12 protein-coding genes are annotated in these 15,204 nt (G+C 32.3%); 11 read left to right on the top strand and 1 reads right to left on the bottom strand.

What is annotated here, in order from left to right; all coding sequences use genetic code 11:
* Positions 1–67: 67 nt before the first annotated feature.
* Positions 68–940 carry an HTH domain-containing protein gene (locus AB1J10_RS07500; protein ID WP_064209030.1) on the bottom strand — a complete coding sequence of 291 codons (873 nt, stop codon included), beginning with the start codon at positions 938–940 and terminating at the stop codon, positions 68–70.
* A 423-nt stretch (positions 941–1,363) separates the two neighbouring features.
* Between AB1J10_RS07500 and rbfA the strand changes: the two genes are divergently transcribed.
* The 11 genes from rbfA to ymfI all read left to right on the top strand — a co-directional run bounded on the left by rbfA (position 1,364) and on the right by ymfI (position 15,127).
* A complete protein-coding gene (gene rbfA / locus AB1J10_RS07495; RefSeq protein ID WP_019468695.1) occupies positions 1,364–1,708 on the top strand; it encodes a 30S ribosome-binding factor RbfA in 345 nt (114 codons plus the stop codon).
* A 126-nt stretch (positions 1,709–1,834) separates the two neighbouring features.
* Positions 1,835–2,752, top strand: coding sequence for a tRNA pseudouridine(55) synthase TruB (gene truB, locus AB1J10_RS07490; protein ID WP_070037860.1), 918 nt, complete (start codon positions 1,835–1,837; stop codon positions 2,750–2,752).
* Between the two features lie 13 nt (positions 2,753–2,765).
* A complete protein-coding gene (locus tag AB1J10_RS07485) occupies positions 2,766–3,737 on the top strand; it encodes a bifunctional riboflavin kinase/FAD synthetase (protein WP_046208622.1) in 972 nt (323 codons plus the stop codon).
* Positions 3,738–3,844: 107 nt separating this feature from the next.
* Positions 3,845–4,114, top strand: a complete 270-nt coding sequence (gene rpsO / locus AB1J10_RS07480) for a 30S ribosomal protein S15 (protein ID WP_019468698.1) — start codon at positions 3,845–3,847, stop codon at positions 4,112–4,114.
* Between the two features lie 155 nt (positions 4,115–4,269).
* On the top strand, positions 4,270–6,378 hold the full coding sequence (gene pnp / locus AB1J10_RS07475) for a polyribonucleotide nucleotidyltransferase (protein ID WP_070037856.1): 2,109 nt from the start codon (positions 4,270–4,272) through the stop codon (positions 6,376–6,378).
* Between the two features lie 352 nt (positions 6,379–6,730).
* The gene (rnjB, locus tag AB1J10_RS07470; RefSeq protein ID WP_046208620.1) at positions 6,731–8,404 is read left to right on the top strand and encodes a ribonuclease J2; all 1,674 of its coding nucleotides are present in this window, start codon (positions 6,731–6,733) and stop codon (positions 8,402–8,404) included.
* Positions 8,405–8,684: 280 nt separating this feature from the next.
* Positions 8,685–11,117 carry an FtsK/SpoIIIE family DNA translocase gene (locus AB1J10_RS07465; protein ID WP_070038275.1) on the top strand — a complete coding sequence of 811 codons (2,433 nt, stop codon included), beginning with the start codon at positions 8,685–8,687 and terminating at the stop codon, positions 11,115–11,117.
* A 2-nt stretch (positions 11,118–11,119) separates the two neighbouring features.
* Positions 11,120–11,833, top strand: a complete 714-nt coding sequence (locus AB1J10_RS07460; protein ID WP_046208619.1) for a GntR family transcriptional regulator — start codon at positions 11,120–11,122, stop codon at positions 11,831–11,833.
* Between the two features lie 10 nt (positions 11,834–11,843).
* Positions 11,844–13,133, top strand: coding sequence for an EF-P 5-aminopentanol modification-associated protein YfmF (yfmF, locus tag AB1J10_RS07455; RefSeq protein WP_070037853.1), 1,290 nt, complete (start codon positions 11,844–11,846; stop codon positions 13,131–13,133).
* Positions 13,133–14,419, top strand: a complete 1,287-nt coding sequence (yfmH, locus tag AB1J10_RS07450) for an EF-P 5-aminopentanol modification-associated protein YfmH (protein ID WP_070037850.1) — start codon at positions 13,133–13,135, stop codon at positions 14,417–14,419. The genes yfmF and yfmH overlap by 1 nt, the downstream gene beginning before the upstream one ends.
* A 3-nt stretch (positions 14,420–14,422) precedes the next feature.
* Positions 14,423–15,127, top strand: a complete 705-nt coding sequence (gene ymfI / locus AB1J10_RS07445; RefSeq protein WP_046208616.1) for an elongation factor P 5-aminopentanone reductase — start codon at positions 14,423–14,425, stop codon at positions 15,125–15,127.
* Positions 15,128–15,204: the final 77 nt, after the last annotated feature.

The following is a 15,204-nucleotide window of genomic DNA, read 5'->3' as shown; positions in this document are numbered from 1 at the left end:
TAAAATTGAACTGACTAAAAAGGTAACTTTCATTTCAAATGATATGAAAGTTACCTTTAATATGTAGTTAAATATGATAATGCTTGAATAATGATTTGATTTGATTTTTAAAATCTTCTACATAATGATCTGGTTTTAATAAAATGATTTCTTGTGGATATTCATATGCTAAATTTAGGCATTCGTTTTTTGAGATTATGAGTTCTGCTTCAATAAATGCTTCATTATTTTGTGAATTTAGTACTATAAATTGCCGTTGAATTTGTTCCCATATGGAAGGGAGAAATTTCATAATGACTGTTGGAACTTGCAGAAAGATATTTTCATCAAATGCTTCATCATATTGCTCGATATCATGTATTGAATTTAAATCTTGTGTAAAAATTTCGTGTTGATATATATAAGTAATCCAATATTTATTTTTGAAATATCTTGTGTATACCGGTACGACTTTATACGTTTGATTGTCAACATCATTTAGCAATATAATCTGTTTGTTTTGTATAGCAAGTTGAATTTTATAAATAAGTGTGGATTCTGTTAATTCGTGATTGATTGTAAATTGATTAAGTAATGTATTAGATAAAAATTTTTCAGCTAGATTCGAATTACTGTTTAGCCCTCTAATTAAATTGTAGGTATCGATATGAATGTGAGGTGTGAAATTTTTCATCCTAAATAGCAAGTTAAGTAACCGATTATTTTTAAATTTATAGCGATCTATACTAATGCGATGTCGGCCTATATTATTTTCATAAACAATCCTTGCATTTAGCCCTTCCCATTCATGGTCTTCATATAAAAAGTTATTTATATCACTAAAATCTCGTTGTATGGACCTTACATTAACGTTTAATTGTTGTGCAAGTTCTTCTTTGCTTAATTTTTTTCCGTTAAATAGACGAGTGAAAATATAAAGTAGTCTTTCTGATTTATCCAAGTATACACGCTCCTTATCATTTCAATAGAAAAATTCATTTTTTATTAGTTTGAATTATAGCATGATACTTTCTATAATGTGTAAAACATTATAAAATTAATTAAAAACTTAAATGATATTAAAGTAGTGATTTTTTATAAAATTAAACTTAGTTTTTCATAAATGATCATTGTATTTAAAAAACAAAAATGTAATAAAGTTTCATTTTATAACACTTTGGAAATATAATTGTGCCTAACTGTTATGAAATCATGTTTAATTGTTTCAGAGCTATTACCTTTTTGAGTTATAATGAATTTGTAATTAAATTTTTAAACGTAAAAAAGAAGGAAGTTTGTTTGACGTTGTGAAATGAACTGTCATATAATCTTTAAGTAAGATAAATATACATGTATGAATGATATTTGTGAGGTGAAATATAATATGAATATGAGAGCTGAACGTGTTGGCGAACAAATGAAACAAGAAATTATGGATATTGTTAATAATAAAGTCAAGGACCCTAGAATTGGTTTCCTAACAATAACAGAAGTTCAATTGACGAATGATTTATCTATTGCAACAATTTATTTAACTGTACTTGGAAATGATAAACAAATTGATGATACGTTTAAAGGTTTAGAGAAAGCGAAAGGTTTTATAAAATCTGAAATTGGTTCAAGAATGCGCTTAAGAATTGTTCCAGATTTAAAATTTGAATACGATGAATCGATAGACTACGGTAATAAAATTGAAAAGATGATTCAAGATTTACACAAAAATGATTAATTTTAAAAGCTGAAACAAATACCTATTGAGATATTTGTTTCAGCTTTTTTATAACCATTTATTTATTGAGACGTGTTAATATAAATAAGGAATGATATTAAAAGGACGATTGAAGGTGACATTAAAATGTATAACGGTATTTTACCTGTTTATAAAGAACGTGGTTTAACAAGCCATGATGTTGTATTTAAATTAAGGAAGATTTTAAAAACAAAAAAGGTTGGACACACTGGTACATTAGATCCTGAAGTATCAGGTGTATTACCCATATGTATAGGTTCAGCAACAAAGGTAAGCGATTATATTATGGAAATGGGAAAGACTTATTTTGCAACTGTATATTTAGGGTTTAGTACAACTACAGAAGATCAGACAGGTGAAATTTTAGAAAAAAAGCACATTGAGGAAAATACACTTATAGAGGCGCAGATTGATAGCGCAATAGCACGTTTTGAAGGTGTCATTACGCAAATTCCTCCAATGTATTCATCAGTAAAGGTGAATGGTAAAAAGCTTTATGAATATGCAAGGAAAAATGAAACAGTCGAAAGGCCTTCAAGAGAAGTTGAGATTTACGATATTAAACGAGCGTCTGATTTAAGATTTGAAAATCGAGGTTGTCAATTTGATATCAGAGTAAAGTGTGGTAAGGGTACTTATATTAGAACGTTGGCAACAGATATAGGAAAGATGCTTGATATACCAGCACATATGTCAAAGTTAACAAGAATACAAAGCGGTGGGTTTGATATTGAAGATAGTCTTTCAATCGAACATGTACAATCACTACATGAGCACGAAACATTACAAGAAAATCTTTTTCCGATAGAATATGGTTTGAGAGGTTTGAAAAAAGTCAATATTTCAAACGAAAATCAGAAAAATAAAATATTGAATGGTCAAAAGTTTAGTAAGAATGAATTTGATCATTCTATTAACACGTTGGTTGTGATGTTTGACACAAAAGAAAATAAGGCATTAGCAATTTACACACCACATCCTGATAAACCATATGAAATAAAACCAAAGAAGGTATTTAACTAAAGGAGAAATAACCATGAAAGTAATTGAAGTAACTCACCCGATTCAAGAAAATCAGTATATATCAGAAGATGTAGCAATGGCTTTTGGTTTTTTTGATGGCATGCATAAGGGACATGCAGAGGTATTTGATACTTTAGAAAAAAAGGCAGAGGCATCGAATTTAAAGAAAGCTGTAATGACATTTGATCCACATCCTTCTGTTGTTTTAAACCCTGAACTTAAACGTACAGATTACTTAACACCGATTCAAGATAAAATAGAAATATTAGAATCATATGGTATTGATTATTGTATCGTTATTAATTTTTCATCTAAATTCGCCAATGTAAGTGCCGAAGAATTTATACGAGAATATATCATTAATAATCATGTAAAAGAAGTGGTTGCAGGATTTGACTTCACTTTCGGCAAATTTGGAAAAGGAAACATGATGATTTTAGATGAAATGACGGAATTTAATACGACTATCGTGAGTAAACAAGAGCTCGAATCGGAAAAAATTTCTACAACAGATATTAGAAAATCACTCAAAACAGGAGACTTACAAAAAGCTAACGATGAACTTGGATATCGATATCGAATTAAAGGTATGGTTGTACAAGGCGAAAAACGTGGGAGAACAATTGGCTTTCCCACTGCGAATGTAGAGCCAAGTGGAGATTACGTTTTGCCTAAAAATGGTGTTTATGCTGTGAGTATGAAAATAGGTGCAGATGATAAAGTTTATCGTGGAGCTGCCAATGTTGGCGTCAAACCCACATTTCATGATCCGTCTAAAGCGCAAGTTGTAATAGAAGTTAACCTGTTTGACTTTCATGAAAACATATATGGTGAGCGTGTTATCGTTTATTGGCATCATTATTTAAGACCAGAAGTTAAATTTGATGGTATAGATCCTTTGGTTGAACAAATGAATAAAGATAAAGAAAAAGCGAAATATTTACTTTCTGTTGATTTTGGTGACGAAATATCATATAATATTTAAGTCTGATGTGTTAAACACACATACTAGGCACCTTTATCTTGGCAGTTCGAGACTCCGACGTTTTGCTCGGATAAAGGCGCATAAAAATAAAAAGGAGGAAATTGACTATGGCAATTTCACAAGAACGTAAAAATGAATTAATTAAAGAATATCGCACACACGAAGCGGACACTGGTTCTCCAGAAGTACAAATCGCTGTGTTAACTGCAGAAATCACTGCATTAAACACTCACTTACGTGAACACACGAAAGACCACCATTCACGTCGTGGATTATTGAAAATGGTAGGTCGTCGTAGACACCTATTAAACTACTTACGTAGCAAAGATATTCAACGTTACCGTGAATTAATTAAATCATTAGGTATCCGTCGTTAATCTTTAGACGTATATTTATCGGGAAAGAACCTTTGGGGTCTTTCCCTTTTTTATAATTTTTGCATTTATAATTATACATTAAACTATATACTAATATAAATCTTTATTAATAAATGATATGATAGGATTAACAGATAAATGAGAGGAGATTCGTAATGTCTCAAGAAAAAAAAGTTTTCAAAACCGAGTGGGCAAATAGATCTTTAACGATTGAAACGGGACAATTAGCCAAACAAGCAAACGGTGCAGTACTTGTTAGATATGGTGATACAGTCGTTTTATCTACTGCAGTAGCATCAAAAGAACCACGAGATGGTGACTTTTTCCCATTAATGGTTAACTATGAAGAAAAAATGTATGCTGCAGGTAAAATACCTGGTGGCTTTAAAAAACGCGAAGGACGTCCAAGTGATGAAGCCACGTTAACTGCACGTTTAATTGATAGACCCATTCGACCACTGTTCCCTAAAGGTTACAGATATGACGTTCAAATTATGAATACAGTATTGAGTGCTGATCCAGATTGCTCTCCTGAAATGGCAGCAATGATAGGTTCGTCAATGGCATTAAGTGTTTCTGACATACCTTTTCAAGGTCCAATAGCAGGTGTAAACGTTGGTTATATAGATGGTGAATATGTGATTAATCCTACCGTTGCACAAAAAAAAGTATCTAGACTCGATTTAGAAGTAGCTGGTCATAAAGATGCGGTGAATATGGTAGAAGCTGGTGCAAGTGAAATTACAGAAAATGAAATGCTTGAAGCGATTTTCTTTGGACATCAAGAAATTCAACGTCTAGTTAGCTTCCAAGAAGAAATTATCGACCATATTCAACCAGAGAAAAAAGCGTTTATTCCTGTTGAAAAAGATGAATCACTGGTTGCCAATGTAAAATCATTAACTGAATCATATGGTTTGAAAGAGGCCGTATTAACATTTGACAAGCAACAAAGAGATATTAATTTAGATGAACTTAAAGAGAAGGTTGCATCAGAATTTGTTGATGAAAATGATGACGAAAATGAAGCATTAATCAAAGAGGTCTACAGTATATTAGATGACTTGGTTAAAGAAGAAGTTAGACGTCTCATTGCAGAAGAAAAAATTAGACCAGATGGTCGTAAAACAGATGAAATTCGTCCATTAGAATCTGAAGTAGGTATTTTACCAAGAGCACATGGTTCAGGTTTATTCACAAGAGGACAAACTCAAGCACTTTCAGTATTAACATTAGGGTCAATGAGTGAATACCAAATCTTAGATGGTCTTGGTGAAGAAGAACAAAAACGTTTTATGCATCACTATAATTTCCCAAATTATTCAGTTGGTGAAACTGGTCCAGTTCGTTCACCTGGTCGACGTGAAATTGGACATGGTGCGTTGGGAGAACGTGCGCTAAGCCACATCATTCCAGACGTTAAAGATTTCCCATATACTGTGAGAATAGTGAGTGAAGTATTAGAATCAAACGGTTCATCATCACAAGCTTCTATTTGCGGGTCCACACTAGCGTTGATGGACGCAGGTGTTCCAATCAAAGCCCCAGTTGCGGGTATTGCCATGGGATTAGTGACACGTGACGATAGTTATACGATTTTAACAGATATACAGGGCATGGAAGATGCGCTTGGAGACATGGACTTTAAAGTAGCAGGTACATCGGAAGGTATTACAGCTATACAAATGGATATCAAAATTGATGGTTTAACTAAAGAAATTATTAAAGAAGCGCTTGAACAGGCTCGAGAAGGTCGTTTAGCCATATTAGATCATATGTTAAAAACAATTGATACGCCACGTAGTGAACTTAGTGCTTTTGCACCTAAGGTTGTTACGATGTCTATTAAACCTGAAAAAATTAGAGATGTCATTGGTCCTGGTGGTAAAAAAATCAATGAAATCATTGATGAAACGGGTGTTAAATTAGATATCGAACAAGATGGAACGATATTTATTGGTGCAGTAGATAAAGATGCGATTGAAAAAGCACGTAGTATCATAGACGAAATCACACGAGAAGCGGTAGTTGGAGAGGTATACAATGGTACAGTTAAACGTATTGAAAAATATGGTGCCTTTGTTGAATTATTCCCAGGTAAAGACGCACTTGTACACATTTCGCAAATTGCTAATGAGCGCATTGATAAAGTAGAAGATGTGTTGAAAGTAGGAGACACATTTAAAATTAAAGTTACAGAAATTGATAAACAAGGTAGAGTAAATGCTTCGCATAAAGCATTACTATCTAATCATTCTAAATAATGTTTATTGCTAGAGACTGGTAAAATGATGAGAACTGCTTACAATAGAATTACTTTAATTCTATTGTAGAAAAGTTCAAGTCAGTTCACTGGTTTCTTTTTTTAATGTTTGAGCTAGTCTAATAAAAAATATTAAGTCAAAAGTTAAATACATATTTGAAAATGCACATTAAAAAGTGCGATTAATACGACATTACGCTCCTGAGAAAAATTTTTGCATAAATACAAATCCTCCAATGATATATTTTAAAACAACTAAAGAACTACTTTAATAGTGTACATAAGGCCTATTTTCACTTATAATAAACTATGAGTTTATATATGGACGGGTAATTTAAATAGGAGGTAACATTTTGAGTTTAATTAAGAAAAAAAATAAAAATATTCGTATTATCCCTCTCGGAGGCGTTGGGGAAATTGCGAAAAATATGTATATCGTTGAAGTAGACGATGAAATGTTTATGTTAGATGCGGGACTGATGTTTCCAGAAGATGAAATGTTAGGTGTAGATATTGTTATTCCTGATATTCAATATGTGATAGAAAATAAAGAAAGATTAAAAGGTATATTCCTAACGCACGGGCATGAGCATGCGATAGGAGCTGTAACTTATGTGCTTGAACAAGTTGATGCGCCTGTTTATGGATCGAAATTAACAATTGCATTAATCAAGGAAAATATGAAGGCGCGCAATGTTAATAAGAAAGTTAGATATTATACTGTTAATAATGAATCAATTATGCGCTTTAAGGGTGTTAATGTCACATTCTTTAATACTACTCATAGTATTCCAGATAGTTTAGGTGTTTGTATACACACTTCATATGGTGCGATTGTTTACACTGGAGAATTCAAATTCGATCAAAGTTTACAAGGTCATTATGCACCAGATTTGAAAAAGATGACTGAAATTGGACAAGATGGTGTGTTTGCGTTAATCAGTGATTCTACTGAAGCAGAAAAACCAGGTTATAATACACCTGAAAACGTGATAGAATCTCATATGTATGATGCGTTTACAAAGGTGAAAGGTAGATTAATCGTTTCATGTTATGCATCTAATTTTATTCGTATTCAACAAGTTTTAAACATTGCACAAAGGTTAAATAGAAAAGTGTCTTTTCTAGGTCGTTCGTTAGAAAGTTCGTTTAATATCGCTAGAAAGCTTGGCTATTTTGATATTTCTAAGGATCTACTAATACCAATTAATGAAGTGGAAAATTATCCCAAAAACGAAGTGATTATCATTGCTACTGGTATGCAAGGAGAACCTGTTGAAGCTTTAAGTCAAATGGCTCAAAAGAAACATAAAATCATGAATATTGAAGAAGGAGATTCCGTCTTCTTAGCAATTACTGCATCTGCTAATATGGAAGTGATTGTTGGAAATACGTTAAATGAACTCGTTCGAGCAGGCGCAGAAATCATTCCAAACAGTAAAAAAATTCATACATCAAGTCATGGTTGTATGGAAGAGTTAAAAATGATGATTAATATCATGAAACCTGAGTATTTCATCCCAGTAAATGGTGAATTTAAAATGCAAATTGCCCATGCCAAGTTAGCTAATGAGGCAGGCGTCCAACCAGAAAAAATATTCTTAGTGGAAAAAGGCGATGTAGTAAACTACGATGGCGAAGAAATGATTTTAAATGAGAAAGTTAATTCTGGCAATGTGCTCATTGATGGTATAGGTGTAGGTGATGTTGGTAACATCGTATTACGTGACCGTCATTTACTTGCTGAAGATGGTATTTTTATCGCAGTCGTAACGCTAGACCCTAAGAATCGTAGAATTGCTGCTGGTCCAGAAATTCAATCACGTGGTTTTGTTTACGTAAGGGAAAGTGAGGCTTTATTAAATGAAGCTGAAGAAAAAGTACGTGAAATCGTTGAATTAGGTTTACAAGAAAAACGTATTGAATGGTCAGAAATCAAGCAAAATATGCGTGATCAAGTAAGCAAACTACTTTTTGAAAATACAAAACGCCGTCCGATGATTATTCCGGTAATTTCTGAAATTTAATAATTTCTATTCTAAAATAAAGAGGTTAAGACAGACGCTTTGGTAAAGTTATTTAAAAGTACATTGTATATATGTTATATCTAAACAAATTATATACAACCTTTAAATATACTGGAGCGAATAATGTCTTACCTCTTTTATGTTATTATAAGTATGTAATAAAATGATTTTATAGTATTTAAAAGCATATTTATTATGTGTATTTTCACTTGTAATTAAAATACACATTTATGGTTCATATACATATTGAAAAAACAGAGTTGAAAAGAAGGTGTGAATGTTGGCACAAACAAGAAAGAGCTCAACAACAAAGAAAAAAACATCGAATACGAAAAAGAAAACCGCAAATAATAAAAAGAAGAAAAGTGATAGTCCTTTAAGATATATTATTGCGATAGTGATTTTTATTGCTATCATCCTTGGTGTTTTTCAATTGGGTATTATAGGCACCATGATAGATAGTTTCTTCAATTACTTATTTGGTACAAGTAGGTATTTAACTTATATATTAATCTTGATTAGTACTGTATTCATTACTTATTATAAAGCGTTACCAAAGACAAGACGTACCACTGGCGCATTTGTTTTACAAATTGCATTGTTACTTGTGACTCAAATAGTATACTATTTCATGCATAGAGCACAATCGCTCAGAGAGCCTGTGCTATCATATGTTTATAAATCTTATGAACATACGACATTTCCAAATTTTGGTGGAGGCTTATTTGGACATTACTTATTGGCATTATTGATACCTCTTATTTCAATTGTCGGAGTTATTATTGTAACGATATTATTAATCGCTTCTAGTTTTATCTTATTGACAAAACAAAGACATAGAGATGTATCTAAAGTTGCTTTTGAAAAAATGAAAATAAAAAGTCAGGATGCTTCTGCAAATCTTAAAGAGCGTCGCAAAGAAAATAAAATTAAGAAAGATGCTAAAGCACGTATAAAAGCAGAAAGAAAAGCTGAAAAAGCAGCTGAGCAATCACAATCTCAAAATAACGTTAAAGATGTCACTGATTTACCTGAGATTAGCAGCAACACGACTGAGCAACAATCAATTCCGATTTATGGTCATAACGATTATAAAGATGAAGATATTCAACAAGCACAACCTCAAAATAAAAGGTCTAAACGCGTTTTTGATCAAAATAATCAAAGTGCGGCGCAGCAAATGAATCAAGAAGATAATGGAATTACAGAGCAACCTTTAAACGAATTAGAAGAAAGTGAAGCATATGATGAAGATGCGGCTTCAAATTCTATATCTGAGGCAGGAGAAGTAGAAAACGAAACCTATAAAATACCGCCATTAACGTTATTGAAACAGCCAGCTAAACAGAAATCAACTTCTAAAGCTGAAGTGCAGAAAAAAGGGCAGTTGTTAGAAAACACTTTAAAAAACTTTGGTGTAGATGCTAAAGTCACTCAAATTAAAATAGGTCCAGCAGTGACACAATATGAAATACAACCCGCTCAAGGTGTTAAAGTAAGTAAGATTGTTAATCTTCATAATGATATTGCGTTAGCATTAGCAGCTAAGGACATACGTATCGAAGCACCAATACCTGGCCGATCTGCTGTTGGTATAGAAGTACCAAATGATAAGATTTCACTTGTTTCTTTAAAAGAAGTGTTAGATGAAAAATTTCCAGCTTCGAATAAATTAGAAGTAGGACTAGGTAGAGATATTTCAGGTGACCCAATCACAGTAGAACTTAACAAAATGCCTCATTTACTTGTAGCAGGTTCTACAGGAAGCGGGAAATCTGTTTGTATCAATGGTATTATTACAAGTATCCTATTAAATGCAAAGCCACATGAAGTTAAACTTATGTTAATTGATCCGAAAATGGTAGAATTAAACGTATACAATGGCATCCCTCATTTGCTCATACCTGTTGTAACCAATCCTCATAAAGCATCACAAGCTTTGGAAAAAGTAGTTGCAGAAATGGAAAGAAGGTATGACTTGTTTCAACATTCTTCTACTAGAAATATTGAAGGTTATAATGAAGCGATTAGAAAACAAAATGAAGCGTTAGATGAAAAGCAATCAGAATTACCATACATTGTCGTGATTGTAGATGAGTTAGCAGATTTAATGATGGTTGCTGGTAAAGAAGTGGAAAACGCAATTCAAAGAATTACACAAATGGCACGTGCTGCTGGTATTCACTTAATAATCGCAACACAACGTCCATCCGTTGATGTAATTACTGGTTTAATCAAAAATAATATTCCGTCTAGAATTGCCTTTGCTGTGAGTTCACAAACTGATTCTAGAACAATCATTGATAGTGGCGGAGCAGATAAATTACTTGGTAAAGGTGATATGCTTTATGTAGCTAATGGTGGATCAACTAGAACAAGAGTTCAAGGTGCGTTTTTAAGTGACCAAGAGGTTCAAGACATCGTAAATTATGTCGTAGAGCAACAAAAAGCGAATTATGTAAAAGAAATGGAACCTGATGCCCCAGTTGAAAAATCAGAAATGAAGAGTGAAGATGCCTTATATGATGAAGCGTATTTATTTGTAATTGAACAACAAAAGGCAAGTACATCGTTATTGCAAAGACAATTTAGAATTGGTTACAACCGTGCTTCTAGATTGATGGATGATTTAGAACGTAATCAAGTGATTGGACCACAAAAAGGTAGTAAACCTAGACAAATACTTGTGGATTTAGATAGTGATGAGGTGTAAATATGGAATTAACTTCTGTTTATAAAGTAAAAGAATGGCTGATTCAAGAGATAAGTACGAGAGGATTGAAACCGGGAGATGCTTTACCTAGTAATCTTGCGGTTGCTAGAAAATTAAATGTTAAAACAGATGATGTATACGATGCAGTTGATGAACTAATTACTGAGCAAGTGCTATCTAATAATTTAGAAGAAGGTGCAAGTGTTAAAAAGCTGCACCCATTCTTCTATCCATTAGATGAGTTGGTTAGTATTAGTAAAATGATAGAAGATCAAGGGTATCATGCGAGTACAGAATTTATAAATTTAGACGAAAAACCTGCGACCTCTTTAGATGCTAAAAGATTAAATCTTCCTGAAAAGGCGTTGGTGACAATTATTGAGCGTGTGAGAATGGCTGACCGCATGCCAGTTGTTTATTGTTTGGATAAGCTACCAGCTGAAGATTTAACATGTGCAGAGTATCAAAATAGTGATGAATCTTTGTTAAATGCTTTGGAATATTATGCTTCGAAAAAAGTGGCATATGCAGAAACTGAGATTGAAGCTATTGGTTATGAACCACATATTTCGGATGTTTTAGATGCTTCGCCGCATGAAGGGCTTATGTTATTGAAATTAATTCATTATGATAAAAATGATCAACCAATACTTTATTCTTTTAATTATTTCAAAAGTAGTTTAGTAAAATTTAAAACGGTTAGAAATAGTATATAATAACAAAATTATGAAAGTGAGGTTTGACAATTTGAAAATTAATGAACAACAAAATAATTTGCATATTAATGTGTTACCAACAACAAAGTTCAAAACGACCACAATTACTTTAAAATTTATGGCACCATTAGATAGTGAAACCATGACAGCTCGATCAATTCTCAGTAAGTTACTCGTGCGTGCTACAAAAAAATGGCCAACAGACAAGGCTTTTAACCGTCATCTTTCAGAATTGTATGGCGCGTATGTTAATAGCTTTGTCTCAAAATTTAAAGACAAACATGTCATCACAATATCATTGGAATTAGTGAATGAACGCTATCTTACTGATCAAACCCCATTATTTGAAAAAGGTTTAGATTTGTTGAGAGAAATGATTTGGAATCCTTTAGTTGTTAATGATCGTTTTGACGAAAACTTCGTTTCACAGGAAAAAGCTTTATTAACTAAAAAATTAGAAGCAATGGTTGATAATAAATCTCAAATATCTTTTTTAAATTTATTGAAATATATGTTTGGTGAACAACCATATCGTCACCTAGCTTCAGGACAAGTAGATTACATAGCAGATATTTCACCTGAAAATTTATATCATACATATCAATCTATGCTACACAACGACTATTGTGCTGTTTATGTCGTGGGTAATGTAGATGAACAAGAAGTAAAATCTCAAATCAAAACTTATTTTGATATAAAACCATTCCAATTCAAACAATCTCATGCGACGCCAGTACCACAAGCAGATAAAGTGCCACAAGAAATTGTTGAAACAGATGAAGTGGATCAAGCTAAATTAAATATTGGATTTAAATTGCCTGTACAATTTGGAGATAAACAATATTTTGCCAGTGTTGTTTTTAATACTATGTTTGGCGGAGATCCATCTTCCGTTTTGTTTAACGAAGTACGAGAAAAACAAAGTTTAGCATATTCAATTCATTCCCAAATAGATGCAAAAAATGGTTTTATGTTTGTTCTTAGTGGTGTTTCATCTGACAAATATGAAGTAGCGAAAGATACAATTATTGCGGAATTTGAAAAGTTCCAGCAAGGTCAATTTAGCGAAGAAAAATTAGAACTTGCTAAAAAGATTATTATTTCACAGCGTCAAGAGTCATATGACCGTCCTAAACGTATCATAGAGATATTAAATAATAATATTCTATTAGAACATGATATATCAGAGGAAGCGTACATTAAACACATTCAAGATGTGGATCATGCTGAAATCATAGATTTAGCAAAAAATATAGAACTCAATACAATCTATGTTTTAACGAAAGGGGGTAATTATTAATGCAAAGCACATACTATAAGCAAATAGATGAAAATGTATTTGAAGCTGAGTTAAACAATGGATTGAAATTATTTGTTATACCTAAAACTGGCTTTCAGAAAACATTTGTTACATATACAACTCAATTTGGTTCCTTAGACCGTAAATTTAAACCACATGGCAGTGAAGATTTTGTTACTGTACCAGATGGTGTAGCGCACTTTTTAGAACATAAACTATTTGAAAATGAGGAAGAAGACTTGTTTACTGCATTTGCAGAAGATAATGCACAAGTAAATGCTTTTACTAGTTTTGACCGAACAAGTTATTTGTTTAGTGCAACAGATAATATTGAAAGCAATATAAAACGCTTGTTAACCATGGTTGAAACACCATACTTTACCGAAGCATCTGTAGATAAAGAAAAAGGTATTATTGCTGAAGAAATAAAAATGTATCAAGAGCAACCTGGATATAAATTAATGTTTAATACATTAAGAGCTATGTATGAATCACATCCAATTCGTGTAGATATAGCTGGTAGTGTAGAAAGTATTTATGAAATAACTAAAGAAGATTTATACCTATGCTATGAAACATTCTATCATCCTTCTAATATGGTTTTATTTGTTGTTGGAGATGTAGATGTAGACCATATTTACAATGTTGTTGCTGACCATGAAAATCAAAGAGATAAAACGAATCAACCTCGAATAGTTAGGGATTCTTTAAAAGAACAGGATAGTGTAAAAGAAAAAGTAGTCACTGAAAAGATGAAATTGCAATCACCTCGAATTATGCTTGGCTTTAAAAATATGCCATTAACTGATGTGCCAGATAGATTATTGGTAAAAAAAGATTTAGAAATGACTTTGTTTTTTGAATTACTATTTGGTGAAGAAACTGACTTTTATCAAATGTTACTTAATGAAGAGTTGATAGATGAAACATTTGGGTATCAATTTGTATTAGAGCCTACATATAGTTTTTCCATGATTACCAGTGCGACTCAACAACCAGATAAGTTAAAAAAATTATTGTTGGATGAACTCGAAGCAAAACAGGGCAATTTAACTGATACAGAAGCATTTAATTTATTGAAAAAGCAATTTATTGGTGAGTTTATATCTGGTTTGAATTCGCCTGAATATATTGCGAACCAATATACAAAACTTTATTTTGAAGGTGTAAGTTTATTTGATCTATTAGATATTGTTGAAAGTATTACATTGGAAAGCGTGAATGAAACGGCACAATCGAGTTTGAATTTATCCCAAATTGTAGATAGTCGTTTGGAGATGAAATAAACAATGAAAGCTTTAGTTATAGGTGGCTCAGGGTCAATTGGTTCTGCAATCGTTAATCGCTTATTATCTGATGGGTATGAAGTCATCGTTCATTATAATAATACAGATATCAATAAATTAAAGTTTCAGTTCAACCATAGTTCAGTGCAATTGGTACAATGTGATTTGCGCAACGTAGATGATTTTAACCAATATTTTCATTTTATAAAAAATTTAGATTGTCTTATTTATGCGAGTGGCACTGCATTGTATGGTCAGTTGCAAGATATGACGGATGCAATGATTGATGAGCATTATCAAATTCACGTACGCCAATTCATTAGAATGTGTAGATATTTTGTAGATCAGTTACGACAAAGTCAAAATGGGCGGATTATAGTTATTTCATCAATATGGGGAGAAACAGGGGCGAGTATGGAAACAGTCTACTCGGCGATGAAGTCAGCTCAAATTGGCTTCGTAAAAGCACTGAGTCAAGAATTATCATTGACTTCAGTCACTGTGAACGCGATTGCACCTGGTTTTGTAAGTGGTAATATGTTAAAAGCTTGGGGAGAAAATGATCTTGAAACTTTATCTCAAGATTTACCACAACAAAGATTTATTGAACCAGAAGAAGTTGCCCATACTTGTAGTTATCTTTGTAATCCTTTAGCCAAAAGTGTCACTGGTACAATACAAAAAGTGAATGGTGCTTGGTATTTATAATTTTTGATATAATAGAAAAAATAAACCACCTGTGAATCATTCAATGATATAATATCAATATCATTCATTACATTACT

The sequence above is a fragment of the Staphylococcus cohnii species complex 1663 genome (genome assembly GCF_041008415.1).
Classification (GTDB): Bacteria; Bacillota; Bacilli; order Staphylococcales; family Staphylococcaceae; genus Staphylococcus; species Staphylococcus ureilyticus.
This window is presented reverse-complemented; position numbering and strand designations above follow the sequence as displayed.